Annotated in this window: 15 protein-coding genes; 9 read left to right on the top strand and 6 right to left on the bottom strand. The window is 60.0% G+C overall.

Annotation, left to right across the window (positions count from 1 at the left end; translation table 11 throughout):
* Positions 1 to 97: 97 nt before the first annotated feature.
* Entirely contained in the window at positions 98 to 1,093 is a 996-nt protein-coding gene (locus tag ACKZ62_RS01115) for a hydrolase (RefSeq protein ID WP_447096232.1), read from the top strand.
* Positions 1,094 to 1,212: 119 nt separating this feature from the next.
* On the opposite strand, the gene ACKZ62_RS01110 is transcribed toward ACKZ62_RS01115, so the two are convergent.
* Together ACKZ62_RS01110 and ACKZ62_RS01105 are read right to left on the bottom strand one after the other, a co-directional pair.
* Entirely contained in the window at positions 1,213 to 2,067 is an 855-nt protein-coding gene (locus ACKZ62_RS01110) for a sulfurtransferase (RefSeq protein ID WP_032884160.1), read from the bottom strand.
* Positions 2,068 to 2,098: 31 nt separating this feature from the next.
* Positions 2,099 to 2,770, bottom strand: a complete 672-nt coding sequence (locus ACKZ62_RS01105; protein WP_095185138.1) for a TetR/AcrR family transcriptional regulator — start codon at positions 2,768 to 2,770, stop codon at positions 2,099 to 2,101.
* 146 nt (positions 2,771 to 2,916) lie between these two features.
* Here ACKZ62_RS01105 and ACKZ62_RS01100 point away from each other — a divergent pair, with 146 nt between their 5' ends.
* The 5 genes from ACKZ62_RS01100 to ACKZ62_RS01080 all read left to right on the top strand — a co-directional run bounded on the left by ACKZ62_RS01100 (position 2,917) and on the right by ACKZ62_RS01080 (position 7,649).
* Positions 2,917 to 4,344 carry a coniferyl aldehyde dehydrogenase gene (locus tag ACKZ62_RS01100; protein WP_447096231.1) on the top strand — a complete coding sequence of 476 codons (1,428 nt, stop codon included), beginning with the start codon at positions 2,917 to 2,919 and terminating at the stop codon, positions 4,342 to 4,344.
* Positions 4,345 to 4,372: 28 nt separating this feature from the next.
* Positions 4,373 to 4,918 carry a twin-arginine translocation pathway signal protein gene (locus ACKZ62_RS01095; RefSeq protein WP_099601701.1) on the top strand — a complete coding sequence of 182 codons (546 nt, stop codon included), beginning with the start codon at positions 4,373 to 4,375 and terminating at the stop codon, positions 4,916 to 4,918.
* A gap of 39 nt (positions 4,919 to 4,957) precedes the next feature.
* Positions 4,958 to 6,553: a GMC family oxidoreductase gene (locus tag ACKZ62_RS01090; RefSeq protein ID WP_032884166.1), complete on the top strand. Its 1,596-nt coding sequence runs from the start codon at positions 4,958 to 4,960 to the stop codon at positions 6,551 to 6,553.
* Between the two features lie 103 nt (positions 6,554 to 6,656).
* Positions 6,657 to 7,136 (top strand): pantetheine-phosphate adenylyltransferase, encoded by a 480-nt coding sequence (gene coaD / locus ACKZ62_RS01085; RefSeq protein WP_003176711.1) that lies wholly within the window; start codon positions 6,657 to 6,659, stop codon positions 7,134 to 7,136.
* A gap of 261 nt (positions 7,137 to 7,397) precedes the next feature.
* Positions 7,398 to 7,649: a YfhL family 4Fe-4S dicluster ferredoxin gene (locus tag ACKZ62_RS01080; RefSeq protein ID WP_032884168.1), complete on the top strand. Its 252-nt coding sequence runs from the start codon at positions 7,398 to 7,400 to the stop codon at positions 7,647 to 7,649.
* A gap of 117 nt (positions 7,650 to 7,766) precedes the next feature.
* Here ACKZ62_RS01080 and mutM read toward each other — a convergent pair whose 3' ends face one another.
* Positions 7,767 to 8,579, bottom strand: a complete 813-nt coding sequence (gene mutM, locus ACKZ62_RS01075; protein ID WP_095185142.1) for a bifunctional DNA-formamidopyrimidine glycosylase/DNA-(apurinic or apyrimidinic site) lyase — start codon at positions 8,577 to 8,579, stop codon at positions 7,767 to 7,769.
* 22 nt (positions 8,580 to 8,601) lie between these two features.
* On the bottom strand, positions 8,602 to 9,468 hold the full coding sequence (locus ACKZ62_RS01070; protein ID WP_032884170.1) for an HDOD domain-containing protein: 867 nt from the start codon (positions 9,466 to 9,468) through the stop codon (positions 8,602 to 8,604).
* Between the two features lie 169 nt (positions 9,469 to 9,637).
* Here ACKZ62_RS01070 and ACKZ62_RS01065 point away from each other — a divergent pair, with 169 nt between their 5' ends.
* Positions 9,638 to 10,834: a class I SAM-dependent rRNA methyltransferase gene (locus ACKZ62_RS01065; RefSeq protein WP_053127951.1), complete on the top strand. Its 1,197-nt coding sequence runs from the start codon at positions 9,638 to 9,640 to the stop codon at positions 10,832 to 10,834.
* 250 nt (positions 10,835 to 11,084) lie between these two features.
* The gene (locus ACKZ62_RS01060; RefSeq protein ID WP_122763938.1) at positions 11,085 to 12,245 is read left to right on the top strand and encodes an MFS transporter; all 1,161 of its coding nucleotides are present in this window, start codon (positions 11,085 to 11,087) and stop codon (positions 12,243 to 12,245) included.
* Here ACKZ62_RS01060 and ACKZ62_RS01055 read toward each other — a convergent pair.
* Complete coding sequence (locus ACKZ62_RS01055; protein WP_447096230.1) at positions 12,242 to 13,975, bottom strand: DUF4153 domain-containing protein; 1,734 nt, start codon at positions 13,973 to 13,975, stop codon at positions 12,242 to 12,244. The two genes, ACKZ62_RS01060 and ACKZ62_RS01055, sit on opposite strands and share 4 nt — an antisense overlap.
* 281 nt (positions 13,976 to 14,256) lie before the next feature.
* Between ACKZ62_RS01055 and ilvD the strand changes: the two genes are divergently transcribed.
* A complete protein-coding gene (gene ilvD, locus ACKZ62_RS01050; RefSeq protein ID WP_032884175.1) occupies positions 14,257 to 16,098 on the top strand; it encodes a dihydroxy-acid dehydratase in 1,842 nt (613 codons plus the stop codon).
* A gap of 193 nt (positions 16,099 to 16,291) precedes the next feature.
* Here ilvD and ACKZ62_RS01045 read toward each other — a convergent pair whose 3' ends face one another.
* Positions 16,292 to 17,353, bottom strand: coding sequence for an HAD family hydrolase (locus tag ACKZ62_RS01045; RefSeq protein ID WP_095185144.1), 1,062 nt, complete (start codon positions 17,351 to 17,353; stop codon positions 16,292 to 16,294).
* Positions 17,354 to 17,584: the final 231 nt, after the last annotated feature.

Raw genomic sequence — 17,584 nt, 5'->3', positions numbered from 1 at the left:
GCTTGGTCTGGGGCCGCTCCGCAGCCCCGCGCGGGGCAAGCCCGCTCACCACAGAAGCCTGCTCACCACAGCAAACGCGCTTGCCACAGAGATCTGCATGACCCCTTCCTCTGAAAAATTCACCCCCGCCTTCGGCCTCGGCAACCATCACCTGCAAACCCTGTGGGGGCCGCTGTGGCGCCCTACCACCCATATCGAACGCCAACGCGAACGCCTGTGGCTGGAAGACGGCGACTTTCTTGACCTCGACTGGCATGGCCCGCATGACGCGCAGGCGCCGTTGGTGCTGGTGCTGCATGGGCTGACCGGCTCGTCCAATTCCCCCTATGTAGCCGGCCTGCAAAAAGTCCTCGCAGCGCAAGGCTGGGCCAGTGCGGCCTTGAACTGGCGTGGTTGCTCGGGCGAGCCCAACCTGTTGGCCCGCAGCTATCACTCGGGCGCCAGCGAAGACCTGGCCGCCGCCATTGCGCATCTACGCGCCAAGCGGCCGCTGGCGCCGCTGTATGCGGTGGGTTATTCGCTGGGTGGCAATGTGCTGCTTAAGCACCTGGGGGAAACCGGCGAGGCATCCGGGCTGCAAGGCGCGGCGGCGGTGTCGGTGCCGTTTCGCCTGGACCAGTGTGCGGACCGCATCGGGATAGGCTTCTCGCGCGTTTACCAGAAGCACTTCATGCGCGAGATGCTCGCGTATATCCGCGTCAAGCAGCGTCAGTTTTTGCAGGATGGTCGGGAGGACGGGTTGAAAACCCTGGATGCGCTCGGCTCACTGGAGAAGATGCGTACCTTCTGGGACTTCGATGGCCGGGTCACGGCGCCGCTGCACGGGTTCTTGAGTGCCGAGGACTATTACCGCCGCGCGTCGAGTCGCTACTACCTGGGTGCTATACGCACGCCGACGTTGATTATCCAGGCTGCCGACGACCCGTTCGTATTCGCCCACAGCTTGCCCGAGGCCAGCGAGCTGTCGGCGTGCACCGAGTTTGAGCTGACGGCCAAAGGTGGGCACGTGGGCTTCGTCGATGGCTCACTGAAACGCCCCAGCTACTACCTGGAGCGGCGCATTCCCCAATGGTTACTGTCAAAACACGGTTAAACATGTGGGAGGGGGCTCGCCCCCGATTGCGGTGGAACAGTCAATAATGTGTCGACTGATACTCCGTAATCGAGGGCAAGCCCCTCCCATATTTGGATTGGGTTTACACGACCGGTAAATCAGTCGCCAGTCGCAATTGCCCGCGCAGGATCGGTAATCCACTCGCTCCACGACCCCGCATACAACTTGCCCAACGGATAACCCGCCAGACTCAGGGCGAACAGGTTGTGGCAGGCCGTCACACCCGAGCCGCAGTACGCCACCAGATCTTCCGGCGAGCGGCCTTGCAACTGCGCGGCGAAGCGTTGCCTGAGTTGGTCGGCCGGCAGGAAACGTCCATCACTGCCCAGGTTTTCGTTGAACGCCGCACATTGCGCACCGGGGATATGCCCGGCAATCGGATCAATAGGTTCAACGTCACCGCGAAAACGCGCTTGGGCACGGGCATCGATCAAGGTCAGGCCGGGTTGGCCCAAGCGTTTTTGCAGGTGTTCGGCGTCCAGCAACAGATGATTGTCCGGCGTACCCGCGAAGGTGCCAGGCTCTGTCACCGGCGCGTCCAGGCTCAACGGGAAACCAGCTACATGCCAGGCCTTGAGGCCGCCATCCAGGATAAACACGCCATCGCGCTTGCCCAGCCAGGCCAGCAGCCACCAGGCGCGGGCGGCAAATGCGCCGGGGCCGTCGTCATAGAGCACCACGTCGGTATTGGCATGGATGCCCCAGGCCCGCAATTGCTCGGCAAAAGTGTCCGCCGCCGGCAATGGGTGGCGACCGGTCACGCCCTTGATTACCGGGCCGCTGAGATGGCGTTCCAGGTCGGCATATTGCGCGCCGTCGATATGCCCTTCGGCGTAGCTGCAAAGTCCGTAATCCGGGTCTTCCAAGGCAAAACGACAGTCCAGGATCACCAGCCCGGTCGACTTCTGGCGCTCGGCCAATTGCTGGGGACTGATCAGTTGGGCAAGCGGCATGACGAACTCCTACGAATGCAGTGGGAAAGGCCTACTTCACTTCTTCCAGTGCCTGGTTCAGCGGCACGTAAAACTCTTTGAACAGCGCATCCACGTCCTCTTTCGCCTGAGGCGTGACAAAACCGGCCTCCAGCACCAGCACCTGATACACCCCGCGCTTGATGGCTTCGGCGCTCAAATGGGCAGAATTTTCATTGGTGGTGCACAGAAAACGCACCCACGAGGTGAGGATGATCCAGGCGTTGAGGGTCAATGCTTCGGTTTGAACAGGGTCCATATTGAGGATGCCAGCGTCGACGAACCCCCGGTAGATCGCATTGCCTTGGGTCAGGCAACGCTGGGAAAAGCGCCGATAACCGGTGGCGAGCTCGGGATCGCTCTCCAGCAGATGTTCAAGGTCGCGATGCAGGAAGCGATAGCGCCACATCCCGGCCAGCAGGGCCTGCAGGTAGAAACGTTTGTCTTGAACCGTCGCGGCGCGCCCCTGTGGCGGACGCAGAAAACTGTCTACCAGCGCTTCGTATTCACGGAACAGCACGGCGATGATCGCCTGCTTGTTGGGGAAGTGGTAGTACAGGTTGCCCGGCGAAATTTCCATATGGGCGGCGATATGGTTGGTGCTGATACTGCGCTCACCCTGCTGGTTAAAAAGCTCCAGGCTGGTTTGCACAATGCGCTCGCTGGTCTTTACTCGTGGTGCCATAGGGGAATCAGCTTCTATACACGTGATGGCGCATCTTACGACCTATCCTTGCCAGGATAAATCTGCATGTTGCCGCAATGTTATTTGACAATTTAGAGCAATGACTCTAAAAATCCAGGCAGACCAATAACAATCGGTGCTGCGCCATGTCTGCCAACGTTGCCTACCTGCAAGATTCCCAGGTGCTGGATCAGCTCCAGGGCCTGTTCGACGCTCAACGTCGCGCCTACGCCGCCAACCCCATGCCGCAGGCAGCACAACGCCAGCAATGGCTCAAGGCCCTGCGCGACCTGCTCAGCGACGAGCGTCAGGCGCTGATCAACGCAATCAGCCAGGACTTCAGCCACCGCAGCGCCGACGAGACCCTTTTCGCCGAATTGATGCCAAGCCTGCATGGCATTCACTACGCCAGCAAACACCTCAAAGGTTGGATGAAACCTTCCCGCCGTGCTGTAGGCATTGCCTTTCAACCGGCCTCAGCCAAGGTCATTTACCAACCGCTGGGCGTGGTCGGGGTGATCGTGCCGTGGAACTACCCGCTGTACCTGGCCATCGGGCCGTTGGTCGGCGCGTTGGCGGCAGGTAACCGGGTGATGCTCAAGCTCAGCGAGTCCACTCCCGCAACCGGCGAACTACTCAAAACCCTGTTGGCGAAAATCTTCCCCGAGGATCTGGTGTGCGTGGTGTTGGGGGAAGCCGACGTGGGCATGGCGTTTTCCAAGCTGCGCTTCGACCACCTGCTGTTCACCGGCGCCACCAGCATCGGCAAACACGTGATGCGCGCAGCGGCCGAGCACCTCACGCCGGTCACCCTGGAGCTGGGCGGCAAGTCGCCAGCCATCGTTTCCGCCGATGTACCGCTCAAGGACGCCGCCGAACGCATCGCCTTCGGCAAAGCCTTGAATGCCGGGCAAACCTGTGTGGCGCCGGATTACGTGCTGGTGCCAGAAGACCGTGTCGAGGGCTTCGTCGAGGCTTACAGCAAAGCCGTTCGCGGATTTTATCCGACCCTGGCAGACAACCCGGACTACACCGCAATCATCAATGAACGGCAATTGGCTCGGCTCAATAGCTACGTCAAGGACGCCACCGATAAAGGCGCGACGCTGATTCCGCTGTACGAGCAAGGCCAGGCGCGCCGCATGGCCCACAGCCTGCTGCTGGATGTCAGCGACGACATGACTGTGATGCAGGACGAGATCTTCGGCCCAGTGCTGCCGATCGTGCCGTATCGCGGTATCGACCAGGCGTTTGCCTACATCAACCAACGCCCTCGCCCGCTTGCTCTGTATTACTTCGGCTACGACAAGGGCGAACAGAACAGAGTGCTGCACGAGACCCATTCCGGCGGCGTGTGCCTGAACGACACCCTGCTGCACGTGGCCCAGGACGACATGCCATTTGGCGGCATCGGCCCTTCGGGCATGGGCCATTACCACGGGCATGAAGGTTTCCTGACCTTCAGCAAGGCTAAGGGTGTGCTGGTGAAGCAGCGCCTGAACGCCGCTAAGTTGATCTACCCGCCTTATGGCAAGGCTATTCAGAAGTTGATCCAGAAGCTGTTCGTTCGCTGACACCGCCACCCACGGGATAACAATAACAATGAACCCTAGCCTGACTGATTCACCCACGCTTTCGCGGCGCGGCGTCTTGAAAATAGGCCTGTGCGCCAGCGCCTTCCTCGCCACCGCCGGGCTTGGCGCCAGCCTCAGCGGCTGTTCCAGCAGCACACCGGCCAGCGGCTTTGCCCTGTTGCGCAGCAGCGATCTGCCGTTTTTACGCGCGGTTATTCCGGTATTGCTGGAAGGTGTAGCCAGCGCCCAGGAGGTGGCCAACGGCGTCGAAGACACTCTGAAAAAACTCGATTTCAGCCTGCAGCGCCTGTCGCCCGAGATGTTCAAGCTCACCCAGCAGCTGTTCGACGTATTGGGCATGGCCATCACCCGAGGTCCGTTGACCGGTATCTGGGGCAGTTGGGAGAACGCCAGCACAGAGCAGATCCACAACTTCCTGCACCGCTGGGAAAACAGCTACCTGAACCTGCTGCGCATGGGCCAGGGCTCATTGCTCAAGCTGGTGATCATGGCCTGGTACTTCCAGCCAGCATCCTGGGCCCATTGCGGCTATCCCGGCCCGCCGAAGATCTGATCCGCATCCCCCCAACAATAAAAACAAGAGACGATCCTGATGCCCGTACCCGATCTGTTCCGCGAAGGCCTGGCCCGTGGCTGGAAAACCCACAACGGCGCCGCCCTCGACAATGACCTGACGCTGGAAGCCGACGTCGCCATCATCGGCAGCGGCGCCGGTGGCGGCACCACGGCCGAGATCCTCAGCGCTGCCGGCTATAAAGTGCTGCTGATCGAGGAAGGCCCACTCAAGACCAGCAGCGATTTCAAGTTGCTGGAGGACGAGGCCTACACCAGCCTGTATCAGGAAGGCATCGGCCGCATGAGCAAGGACGGCGCGATTACTATCCTGCAGGGTCGGGCAGTGGGCGGCACCACGTTGATCAACTGGACCTCCAGCTTCCGCACCCCGGACGCCACCCTCTCTCACTGGGCCAGTGAATACGCGGTCAAAGGCCACAGCAGCGCCGAGATGGCGCCGTGGTTCGAAAAAATGGAACAACGCCTGGGCATCGCGCCTTGGGCCATGCCGCCGAACGCCAACAATGACGTGATCCGCAAAGGCTGCGAAAAACTTGGCTACAGCTGGCATGTGATCCCGCGCAATGTGCGTGGCTGTTTCAACCTGGGCTATTGCGGCATGGGTTGCCCGGTCAATGCCAAGCAATCGATGCTGGTGACCACCATACCGTCCACCCTGGAGAAAGGCGGCGAGTTGCTCTACCTGGCCCGCGCCGAACACCTCAAATACAGCGGCGACACCATCAGCAGCCTGGAATGCGTGGCCATGGATGAGCGCTGCGTATCGCCGACCGGGCGCAAGATCACAGTCAAGGCAAAACACTACGTCCTGTCGGGCGGCGGTATCAACAGCCCGGCGTTGCTGATGCGCTCGGACGCACCCGACCCGCACTCGCGCTTGGGCAAGCGCACCTTTTTGCACCTTGTGAATTTCTCCGCCGGGTTGTTCGACGAGGTGATCAACCCGTTCTACGGTGCACCGCAGTCGATCTACTCCGATCACTTCCAATGGCAGGACGGCACGACCGGCAAAATGTCCTACAAGCTGGAAGCGCCGCCCTTACACCCAGGATTGGCCAGCACGCTGTTCGGCGGTTACGGCACCGGGAATGCGCTGGACATGAGCCAATTGCCGAATACTCACGCCATGCTCGCCCTTTTGCGCGACGGTTTTCACCCCGACAGCCCTGGTGGAACGGTAGATTTGCGGGGCGACGGCACTCCCGTTCTCGATTATCAGGTTTCACCCTACGCCTGGGACGGCCTGCGCCGGGCCTTTCACAGCATGGCCGAAATTCAGTTTGCAGCGGGGGCCAAGTCGGTCAAGCCGCTGCATCACGATGCGCGCTACGTAAACACCTTGGCGCAAGCCCGCGAACTGATTGACGGTTTGAACCTGGAACTGCATCGCACGACCCTGGGCAGCGCCCATGTGATGGGCGGTTGCGCGATGGGTGAAGACCCGAAAAACGCCGTGGCCGACAGCCTGGGTCGCCATCACCAATTACGTAATCTGTCGATCCACGATGGCTCGTTATTCCCCACCAGCATTGGGGCCAACCCCCAATTGTCGGTGTACGGATTGACCGCCCAACTGGCCACAGCATTGGCCGAACGTCTGAAAACAGCATGAAAAAACGCTCGATCAGCGGCATGTATCTACATAAGTCGACTTGGCCGACCGGGATGGCTGCGATACCATCCGGTTCCCCAACGGACTCCGCCAGGACGACGCGATGAACCGAGTGTTGTACCCAGGAACCTTCGACCCGATTACCAAAGGCCATGGCGATCTGGTCGAACGCGCCTCTCGCTTGTTCGACCATGTGATCATCGCGGTCGCGGCCAGCCCCAAGAAAAACCCGCTGTTTCCCCTGGAACAGCGCGTGGAGCTGGCGCGTGAGGTCACCAAGCACCTGCCTAACGTCGAAGTCGTGGGCTTTTCGACGCTGCTGGCGCACTTCGCCAAAGAGCAGAACGCCAATGTGTTCCTGCGCGGCCTACGTGCGGTATCGGACTTCGAATACGAATTCCAACTGGCCAACATGAACCGCCAACTGGCGCCGGACGTTGAGAGCCTGTTCCTCACGCCTTCGGAACGTTACTCGTTCATTTCCTCGACGTTAGTCCGTGAAATCGCCGCTTTGGGCGGAGATATCACCAAGTTCGTGCACCCTGCCGTGGCGGACGCGCTGACGCTGCGCTTCAAGAAGTAGCCGAGGTTTGCCGGTTTACCTGTAGTGAGCAGGCTTGCCCCGCGCCGGGCTGAGAAGCCCCCAATAAGAGCACTGCGTAGCTTTAGGTGAACCCCGGTCGCCTGGATTGGGGCTAATTCGCAGCCCAGCGCGGGGCAAGCCCGCTCACCACAAAAATCAAAAGCCACAAGTCAGACCGGCTCGCACTGCGGGCGCCAATGCGGCACAATTGCGCGCATTAGTTTTCAGATGCCCTGGCTGACAGCCCTGGCAGGAGTTTCCATGTCCCTAATCATCACCGACGATTGCATCAATTGCGACGTCTGCGAACCCGAGTGCCCGAACGCTGCCATTTCCCAAGGTGAGGAGATCTACGTGATCGATCCGAACCTGTGCACCCAGTGTGTCGGCCACTATGACGAACCTCAGTGCCAACAGGTGTGCCCGGTGGATTGCATTCCGCTGGATGAGGCGCGTCCGGAGACTGAAGAGGAACTGATGGAGAAGTACCGGAAGATTACCGGTAAGGCCTGAGGTTCTTCAGCGCCTGTCAGGGCCTTATCGGGGGCAAGCCCCCTCCCACACTTGTAATGCATTTCAAATGTGGGAGGGGGCTTGCCCCCGATGGTTATATCCGCCATCACACAACAATCAGCTCTGGCACTTGGGGCAAAAGACACTCGCCCGCTGCCCCAGCACCACGTTGCGCAACTCAGTCCCACAGACCTTGCACGCCTCGCCACCCCGGCCGTAGACGAACAACTCCTGCTGGAAATACCCCGGCTGCCCGTCCCCGCCGATAAAATCCCGCAACGTGGTGCCGCCCCGCTCGATGGCGGCCGCCAGCACGCGTTTGATCTCAATCGCCAGCTTCAAATACCGCCCGCGTGAAATGCCACCCGCCTCACGACGCGGATCAATCCCCGCCGCAAACAGCGCTTCCGTCGCATAGATATTGCCCACGCCCACCACCACCGCGTTGTCCATGATGAACGGCTTAACCGCCATCGACCGCCTGCGGGACAGTTGAAACAAGCGCTCGCCATCAAACAGGTCCGTCAACGGCTCCGGCCCCAGACGGATCAGCAACTCATGGTTGTGCGGATCCTGGCTCCAGAGCATCGCGCCAAAGCGCCGAGGGTCGGTGTAGCGCAGGGCCATGCCCGATTCCAGCTCTATATCCACATGCTCATGCTTGGCCGCTGGCATACCGACTTCCACCAGGCGCAAATTGCCTGACATGCCCAAGTGGCTGATCAAGGTGCCCACCTCGGCATTGATCAACAGGTACTTGGCCCGCCGCTCTACCAGCACGATGCGCTGCCCGGACAGGCGCACGTCCAAGTCTTCCGGGATTGGCCAGCGCAGGCGCCGCTCACGTACCACTACGCGGCTGACGCGCTGGCCTTCCAGGTGCGGCGCAATCCCGCGCCGGGTGGTTTCGACTTCTGGTAACTCGGGCATGTGTACCTCTTGAAGGGGGGAGTCAGTGCGCGCCCAGTTCGCGGATCGACAACTTCATACTCTCGAAGTCGTAATCCGACAGGCCCACGTAGTCCAGCACCAGAGGGCCGATGGCGTTCCACTCATGGTCAACCGACTGGTTGCCCAGCACCCGGTAGGACGAGCAGATGTGCTCGGCCATCTTCAGGATTGCCAGCAGGTTCTTCACCTGCGGGTTGCGCGACGACTCATCGCTGAAAACCGCCAGGGCGTTGTGGTGGTTGGCGATGGCATCGGTCACATGTTCCGGCAGGCGCCAGGACTTGGCGGTGTAGTAGCCAACCACCGCATGGTTGGTGTTGAACGCATTGTTCTCGGTGTCGACCACGCGGCAGTCAGGGCCGGCATTGGCGTAGGCCTGCTCCAGCACGGTCATATAGTTGGGGAAGCGCTTGAGCATCAACGGCACCCCGCAATCGTGGAACAAGCCCAAGGCATAGGCCTCGTCTACGGTCTGGGAACCCGTGCGCTTGGCCAGTGTGAGGCAGGTCATGGCCACATCCTGGGCGGTGTCCCAGAAGCGGTTGAGGGTGACGATGGTGTCGTCGCTCATCTCGCCCCTGATGGACTGCGCGTTGATCAGGTTGATGATCGACCGGCTGCCCAACAGGTTCACTGCGCGCTGGATCGAGGCAATCTTGTTGCTCAGGCCGTAATACGGTGAGTTGACAATCTTCAGCAACGCGCCGGACAGGCCGGGATCCTGGGAGATCAACCGTGCGATCACTTCCAGGTCCGGGTCAGGCATGTACTGCTCCATTTGCAAATCCACCATGATTTGCGGTTGGGGCGGTACGCTGATGCCTTGCAGGGCCTGCTGGATCTGTTCGGCGGAAAGCTCTTGGGACATAAGTACACACTCTGGGCTAGGCGAGGATTCTACCCCCTAAGCAAAGCTGACCGACACCTCAAAAACCGGATGGAGCCGGACCAAATTTGGGTGCTGGCCACATGTCCGGCGGCGCCGCGATTTCCTACGCAACAAGGTATACTCCCGCTCTTTTTTCCGGAGCGACGTCATGTCCCTGCCAAGCCTGCGTCTCAAAGCCAACGCCGATCGTCGTTTGCGCAACGGCCACTTGTGGGTCTACAGCAACGAAATCGATGTGGCCGCCACACCTCTTCACGGCTTCCAGGCAGGCGACCAGGCTATCCTGGAAGCGGCCGGCGGCAAGACCCTGGGCATCGTGGCCATGAGCCCGAACAACCTGATCTGCGCACGCCTGCTGTCGCGCGACATCAAGTTGCCGCTGGACAAGTCGCTGCTGGTGCACCGCATCAACGTTGCCCTGTCCCTACGTGATCGCCTGTTCGACAAGCCGTTCTACCGCCTGGTCTACGGCGATTCCGACCTGCTGCCGGGCCTGGTAGTCGACCGTTTCGGCGACATCCTGGTGGTGCAGATCGCTTCGGCGACCATGGAAGCCCACAAGGAAGACGTGATCGCAGCACTGACCCAAGTGCTCAAGCCAAGCGGCATCCTGTTCAAGAACGACTCCGCCGCGCGCGACGCCGAAGGCCTCAACCGCTACGTCGAAACCGTGTTCGGCCTGGTGCCTGAGTGGGTCGCGCTGGAAGAAAACGGCGTGAAATTCGAAGCCCCAGTGATCCAAGGCCAGAAAACCGGCTGGTTCTACGACCACCGCATGAACCGCGCACGCCTGGCCCCATACGCCAAAGGCAAACGCGTACTCGACCTGTACAGCTACATCGGCGGCTGGGGCGTGCAAGCAGCAGCCTTTGGGGCCAGTGAAGTGTTCTGCGTCGACGCTTCCGCCTTCGCCCTCGACGGCGTAGAGCGCAACGCTGCGCTGAACGGCGTTGCCGAAAAAATGACCTGCATCGAAGGCGATGTTTTTGAAGCGCTGAAAGAACTGAAAGCCAGCGAAGAGCGTTTCGACGTGATCGTCGCCGACCCACCGGCCTTCATCAAACGCAAAAAAGACATGAAGAACGGCGAAGGCGCCTACCGCCGCCTGAACGAGCAAGCCATGCGTCTGCTCAGCAAGGACGGCATCCTGGTCAGCGCCTCGTGCTCCATGCACCTACCGGAAGACGACCTGCAGAACATTCTGCTGACCAGCGCCCGTCATCTGGACCGCAATATCCAGATGCTTGAGCGTGGCGGCCAGGGTCCGGATCACCCGGTGCACCCGGCGATTGTCGAGACGCGGTACATCAAGAGCATTACGTGCCGGTTGTTGCCGAATAGCTAACAGGCAAGCACAGATAAAAATGTGGGAGGGGGCTTGCTCCCGATAGCCGTGTGTCAGCCAGCTAATAGGGGGCTGACACTACGCAATCGGGGGCAAGCCCCCTCCCACATTTGTTTTGTGGTTGCCGTGAAAACTTTTCCTACCCAAGCAAGCCACGTCTACTCAGGAAATTTCTCTCAACGCTTTTGATTGAATTCCACTTTTCGCAGACTAGTATCGGTTTCTGGTTTTACTCCGGAAAACAAAAACAATGTCTGGGCCGTCTCTCTCCCGCTTCATCCTAATCACCTGCATTTCCCTGATCAGCTTCTTCCCGATCAATATCCTGCTGCCCTCGTTTCCCGCCCTGTCTGCGCAGTTCGATACGCCCAGCGCAGACATCGCACTGTCCATCAGCCTGTTCACTTTGGTGTTTTCGATCTCCCAACTGGTCACTGGCCCGCTGTCGGATAAATGGGGTCGCAAGGAAGTGCTGCTCGGCTGCATAACGCTGTCGATCCTCGGGGCGATAGGCTGCGCAATGGCCCCGGATTACCTGACGTTCCTGCTGTTTCGCACGGTGCAGGCCATGGGCTGCGGCTTCTTCGTGTTGGGCCATGCACTGGTGGAAGACCTGTTCGACGAACAGGACCGAGCCCGGGTACGCCTCTATTACATGACCCTGAGCGGCTCGTTTGTCGCCCTATCACCACTGATCGGCTCCTGGCTGCAAACCACCTTCGACTGGCAAGGGAGCTTCTATGGGTTTGCGCTCATGGCATTGGGCATGTTGATCCATGCGTTCTGCATTCTGCCTTCCCAGGCTGCCAGCCCGCACCGCGTACCCGTTTCGATCCTGGGCACGCTCAAAGCAGTCGCCGCCAATCGCGACTTTCTGCGCTATTGGTGGATCGCCGCCCTGGTGTTTGCCTGCTATTTCGCCTTGATCAGCGTGACACCGCTGATTTTCATGGATGCGCTGAAGCTGTCCGAGTACCAATATGCGTTGGTGCTGATGGTGTATGGCGTGGCCTACCTGCTCGGGGGCGTCGCAGCCTCGCACCTGCAAAAACGCATGACGCTGTCCCGGCAAATCAACATCGGTCTCGGACTACTGCTCGTTGCTGGCGCACTGTTAACCCTGATCGTGAGCCTGAAAGCCATCAGCACCGTGACCTTGCTCATCCCAATGCTGATCAGCGCCCTGGCCGTGACCCTGGTTCGGCCTGCTGCGATTTCCGCAGCGATGCTGTTGTTCTCAAGCAGTGCGGGCACCGCGGCATCGGCCGGGAACAGCATCATGTTTCTCACGGCGGCCATCAGCAGCGCCGCACTGGCACAGGCCGGCGATTATCTGCTCATCACCATCGCCATCGGGTTCATTGTGCTCAGCCTGTGGGGGCTGATGACCAACAGCCGTGCGGGCCGCTAAGGCTCCCGAATCACCGGCGTAAGCAGCATATCGCTGGTCTGCAACTGCAAATAACGGGGTTTGACCAGCGAAACCTTTCCTTCGCGGATATCGTGGATCAGCGTCTCCGTGTCGACATAACCGTCCGGCAGCTGCGTCCACAACAACGGACCGCGATCGTCCCATTCGCCCTTCTCATCCAGCACGAAAATGCGTGGCGGCTTGGAGTCGTGACGATAACTGGTGCTCGGCATTGCCAGCACTTCGGGTTGGCCATCCTGATCCAGGTCGACCGCCCACAGCACGCAACCCAACTCGCAAGGGGAGTCCGTGCTCAGGCTGAGCTCGGCAAATTGCTCGCTACCTTTGGGCTCCGGGCCGATCCATTCCAGTTCGGGCTTGGGCCGCTCCGCCTGTTCCTTTGCATAACGCTCGGTGAAACTCAGCGCCGTGTCGTCCATCCGCTCACGCAAGGCGCGGCGTGAATCCGGGTCCAGAATGCGTTCCTGATCCAAGTCGACCTGCAACTTTGCAAACGCCTCCTCGCCTGCTTTCTCCAGGCCAAACCGCAAGTAGTCCGCATCGAACGCTTCAGCCTTGGTGCGCCCGTCGAGCAAACGCCGGACCTGATCGTCGACGCTCAAACGTACCGGATCGAGGATCGGCGTATTGACCAACACCACCAGCCCACAAAACAGCAACGCCAGGGCCGGGTTGGTCACCCGCAAGTTGGCGAGCCAGATCGGCGAACGCAACACCACCGCCCAAACGGCCGCCAGGCCGTACAAGCCACACAATAGCGCCGCCGCCAGCGCAATGAAGCGTTGCGGCGACAAGGCATATTGCTCCACCCGCAGCCAGCTCGAATAAAACGCGATGGCGGCGAGAATCGGCAGACACAGCAGGCTCAACTCGATAAAACGAGTTAACCATTTGGGGTACGGCCGAGGCTGAACACCCTCCTGAAAAACACCGTTGAGCAAGAACAGCTGCGCACCTGCCAGCACCAGCAGAATGGGCGTTGAATAACCCGTCGCCCAAATTCGTTGGAGCCCGGTGAACGGTAAAGTCAGGGTAAAGAGCAGACTGATCAGGGCGATCAACGGCAACAACAAGCCACAGCCGCTGAACAGCATGCCGCGCATCTGGCCGATGACTTTCTCGCTGCGCGCGGCCAGGTACATGCCCAGGGCGAACACCAACGGCAAGCTGATGCACAGGAATCGCTGGCTCCAGAAGTGATGCTCAAAAAATTCGATGCCCAGCATCAGGAACAGTCGGCCCCATAGCTTGAGCAACAACATGAACACCCCCACCAGGATCAGGGCGTACAGCACGATGAACACGCTGTTCCAGGCCTGCTGAAACAGGTCCTCATAACGCCAGCGCTGCCCTTTTTCGGCGGGCCAGGCGAACAAAAACGTGGCACAGACATAACTCAACAACATCACGCTGATAAACCAGGAATTGATCGCCCAACGGCTATTGCCGACATGGTCGAGGCCGTAACAGACCCACAGCGTCATGCCGCCCATCAACAGGGTGAACGCCAGCGTAGGTAGCAGCGACCGCCACCGCAGAGCTTTTTCCCCCAGCAACTGCAAGGTGGTACCGCCGACCAACACAACGGTGTAGGTGACAAAAAACAGAGTTTCGCTCAAGCGATAGAGCTGATCGGAGTAATTGAAGACGATTCCCTGGATCAGACCGATCAGCAGGTAAAACCCAAGAAAACGATGGATACCGGGCATTCCAATTCCTTTGGAGAGGGGTGGGGGGCAAAGGGTCGCTAGTCTAAACAAAGCCCACGGACATGAGTATTGCCCCGTTCCCTCCAGCCGCCAGCGGTGTAGAATCGGCCCTATTCATCGCCAGTCATCCCCCGGCGGGTTTATGAGCTCAAGGCCAATGCGCACGGCGATCCCGTCACGTTTGCGGCAACTTCCGGACACCAGGGCCATTTTTCGGGTGTTCCAGACGTCACTAGAAGCTCACTCCCCTTTGATACCGATTAGCCGCCCGGAGTGCTCCAATGCCTGATTACCGCTCGAAAACATCCACCCACGGCCGCAACATGGCCGGCGCGCGCGCACTGTGGCGTGCCACGGGGATGAAAGATGACGACTTCAAGAAGCCGATCATCGCGATTGCCAACTCTTTTACCCAGTTCGTACCGGGCCACGTCCACCTCAAGGACCTGGGCCAACTGGTCGCCCGCGAGATCGAACGCGCTGGCGGCGTAGCAAAAGAATTCAACACCATCGCCGTGGATGACGGCATCGCCATGGGCCATGACGGCATGCTGTACTCGCTGCCAAGCCGCGAGATCATCGCCGACTCCGTGGAGTACATGGTCAACGCGCACTGCGCCGACGCCATCGTCTGCATCTCCAACTGCGACAAGATCACCCCCGGCATGCTGATGGCCTCCCTGCGCCTGAACATCCCGGTGATCTTCGTCTCCGGCGGCCCGATGGAAGCCGGCAAGACCAAGCTCGCCTCCCATGGCCTGGACCTGGTCGACGCCATGGTCATCGCCGCCGATTCCAGCGCTTCTGACGAGAAGGTTGCGGAATACGAGCGCAGCGCCTGCCCGACCTGCGGTTCGTGCTCCGGCATGTTTACCGCCAACTCGATGAACTGCCTGGTCGAGGCACTGGGCCTGGCGTTGCCGGGCAACGGTTCGACCCTGGCGACCCACAGCGACCGCGAGCAGTTGTTCCTGCAGGCCGGCCGCACCATCGTCGAGCTGTGCAAGCGTTACTACACCGAGAACGATGACTCGGTATTGCCGCGCAACATCGCCAACTTCAAGGCGTTCGAAAACGCCATGACCCTGGACATCGCCATGGGCGGTTCCACCAACACCATCCTGCACTTGCTGGCCGCCGCCCAGGAAGCCGAGATCGATTTCGACCTGCGCGACATCGACCGCCTGTCCCGTCACGTGCCGCAACTGTGCAAAGTCGCGCCGAACATCCAGAAGTACCACATGGAAGACGTGCACCGCGCCGGCGGGATCTTCTCGATCTTAGGCTCTCTGGCCCGTGGCGGCCTGCTGCACACTGACCTGCCGACCGTGCACAGCAAGTCCCTCGCCGAAGGCATCGCCAAGTGGGACATCACCCAGACTGACGACGAAGCCGTGCATACCTTCTTCAAGGCCGGCCCGGCGGGCATCCCGACTCAGACTGCGTTCAGCCAGTCGACCCGTTGGGACACCCTGGACGACGATCGTGAAAACGGCTGCATCCGCAGTGTCGAACACGCCTACTCCCAAGAAGGCGGCCTGGCCGTGCTCTACGGCAACATCGCCCTCGATGGCTGTGTGGTGAAAACCGCCGGTGTGGATGAGTCCATCCACGTCTTCGAAGGTCGCGCCAAGATCTACGAAAGCCAGGACAGCTCGGTTCGCGGCATCCTCGCCGACGAAGTGAAAGAAGGCGACATCGTGATCATCCGCTACGAAGGCCCGAAAGGCGGTCCGGGTATGCAGGAGATGCTCTACCCGACGTCCTACCTGAAATCCAAAGGCCTGGGCAAAGCCTGCGCCCTGCTGACCGACGGCCGCTTCTCCGGCGGCACCTCGGGCCTGTCCATCGGCCATGCTTCGCCAGAAGCCGCTGCCGGTGGCGCGATTGGCCTGGTGCAGGATGGCGACAAGGTGCTGATCGACATTCCGAACCGTTCGATCAACCTGTTGATCAGCGATGAAGAACTGGCTGCACGCCGCGTCGAGCAGGACAAGAAAGGCTGGAAGCCGGTTGAAAAACGTCCACGTAAAGTGACCACCGCGCTGAAGGCTTATGCCCTGCTGGCCACCAGCGCCGATAAGGGTGCTGTGCGTAACAAGGCGATGCTCGACGGCCTGTAAGCCTCGCCCCAATAAAAATGCCCCGCCAAGTGCGGGGCATTTTTTTGCCTGGAGCAATTCTCCAAAACACTGAGGATCACAATGTGGGAGGGGGCTTGCTCCCGATATAGATGGGTCAGTCAACACATGCACCGACTGGCACCCTGCTATCGGGAGCAAGCCCCCTCCCACATTTACCGGCGTAGAGCCGTGGTTATTGAATCTCATCCGGCTTGACGATCACCCAGTTCTTATCCGCCGTCACCGGCAACCCTTCCTTGGCCTGCGCCGCAGCATGCTTGGCCATCATGCCGTTGAGTTGGGTCATGTATTTGTCTTTGCGGTTGATCCACAGGTGCACGCCGCCCTTGGCGACGTCTACATCGTGGAACAACATGTAGCCGTCGCTGGTCGGCGTGTCGCCACCGACGATCACCGGTTTTTTCCATTCGTCGATGTAGGTGAGGATCGCCGCGTGTTTACCCGCCATCCAGGTCGCCGGGGTCCACAGGTAGGGGGTCAGCTCCAGGCCGAGGTTGGCTTTCTCATCGTATTTGCCGGCGGTGATCTGCTTGCGGGCGGTGGTCAGCTCGCCGGTCTTGCGGTCCTTGAGCAGGGTGGTCACGCCGATGACGTTTTCAGGTTTGACGTTGTAGCCGTACTTCGGATCCGCCGCGACCATGCGCACCAGTTCCTCGGAAGCGGCCGTCATCACGTACACCTCGATGCCGTTTTCCATCAGCTTGTTGTACAGCTCGGTCTGGCCGGTGAAGACTTTCGGCGGCTGCACCTCGGACTTCTTCACCACGTCGCCTTCGAAATAGCTGACCGGCACGGGCTTGCCGGACGCCATCAGCTCATCCACCTGAACCTTGAGTTCCTTGAGGGTGAAGCCGGAAAACACCTGGGCGACCCAGGGGTAGCAGACCATGTCGTCCACTTCGCACAGGCGATAGTAGTAACTGAACAGGCTTTCCTTATGGTCGGCCGTGTCTTTGAACGGCATCAGCTTGAGCGAAGGATCAAGGCTGTCGCGAGTGATCAGGCCCTTGTTTTCCATGTAGGGCAGCAGGGACTCTTCGAGGTCGTAGCGGTAGCTGGTGTTGTCCATGTCGAACACCGCGTAGTTACCCTTGTTGGCGTTGGCGGCGATCATGTCGTTCAGTTGCTTGGCCGCAGGTGCGGGCCAGTGTTTCAACTCCGTGGCGGCAAACGCCTGGCTGGCGAGTCCCAGGCAAAGTGCGGCGGATACCAGTAGTTTCGGCGCGAGCTTCATAGACGTTGTCTCCCTGAGTGAAAGACATCGACGCTAACAAATCCTCGTGACAGTTCCCATGTTGAGCGCGACCGCGCGCGTCCTGATCCCGCCAACGGCATACGCCTGAGCGTCAAAGGCTTATTCCAAAAACGACAGTCACCATTCCATATTGGTATTAAATCAATATATTTCAAGCTGTTAGGATTTCCGGTTCGCAATCGCAGGCTCACGCGATTGGCTGCCTTCTCA

Source organism: Pseudomonas sivasensis (assembly GCF_052938085.1).
This window is presented reverse-complemented; position numbering and strand designations above follow the sequence as displayed.

Bases quoted from the DNA above. Each gene is read 5' to 3' on its own strand.
- ilvD (WP_032884175.1), top strand. From the start codon at position 14,257: ATGCCTGATTACCGCTCGAAAACATCCACCCACGGCCGCAACATGGCC.
- ACKZ62_RS01080 (WP_032884168.1), top strand. From the start codon at position 7,398: ATGTCCCTAATCATCACCGACGATTGCATCAATTGCGACGTCTGCGAA.
- ACKZ62_RS01105 (WP_095185138.1), bottom strand. From the start codon at position 2,770: ATGGCACCACGAGTAAAGACCAGCGAGCGCATTGTGCAAACCAGCCTG.
- ACKZ62_RS01060 (WP_122763938.1), top strand. From the start codon at position 11,085: ATGTCTGGGCCGTCTCTCTCCCGCTTCATCCTAATCACCTGCATTTCC.
- coaD (WP_003176711.1), top strand. From the start codon at position 6,657: ATGAACCGAGTGTTGTACCCAGGAACCTTCGACCCGATTACCAAAGGC.
- ACKZ62_RS01110 (WP_032884160.1), bottom strand. From the start codon at position 2,067: ATGCCGCTTGCCCAACTGATCAGTCCCCAGCAATTGGCCGAGCGCCAG.
- ACKZ62_RS01070 (WP_032884170.1), bottom strand. From the start codon at position 9,468: ATGTCCCAAGAGCTTTCCGCCGAACAGATCCAGCAGGCCCTGCAAGGC.
- ACKZ62_RS01095 (WP_099601701.1), top strand. From the start codon at position 4,373: ATGAACCCTAGCCTGACTGATTCACCCACGCTTTCGCGGCGCGGCGTC.
- ACKZ62_RS01045 (WP_095185144.1), bottom strand. From the start codon at position 17,353: ATGAAGCTCGCGCCGAAACTACTGGTATCCGCCGCACTTTGCCTGGGA.
- ACKZ62_RS01115 (WP_447096232.1), top strand. From the start codon at position 98: ATGACCCCTTCCTCTGAAAAATTCACCCCCGCCTTCGGCCTCGGCAAC.
- ACKZ62_RS01100 (WP_447096231.1), top strand. From the start codon at position 2,917: ATGTCTGCCAACGTTGCCTACCTGCAAGATTCCCAGGTGCTGGATCAG.
- ACKZ62_RS01065 (WP_053127951.1), top strand. From the start codon at position 9,638: ATGTCCCTGCCAAGCCTGCGTCTCAAAGCCAACGCCGATCGTCGTTTG.
- ACKZ62_RS01090 (WP_032884166.1), top strand. From the start codon at position 4,958: ATGCCCGTACCCGATCTGTTCCGCGAAGGCCTGGCCCGTGGCTGGAAA.
- mutM (WP_095185142.1), bottom strand. From the start codon at position 8,579: ATGCCCGAGTTACCAGAAGTCGAAACCACCCGGCGCGGGATTGCGCCG.
- ACKZ62_RS01055 (WP_447096230.1), bottom strand. From the start codon at position 13,975: ATGCCCGGTATCCATCGTTTTCTTGGGTTTTACCTGCTGATCGGTCTG.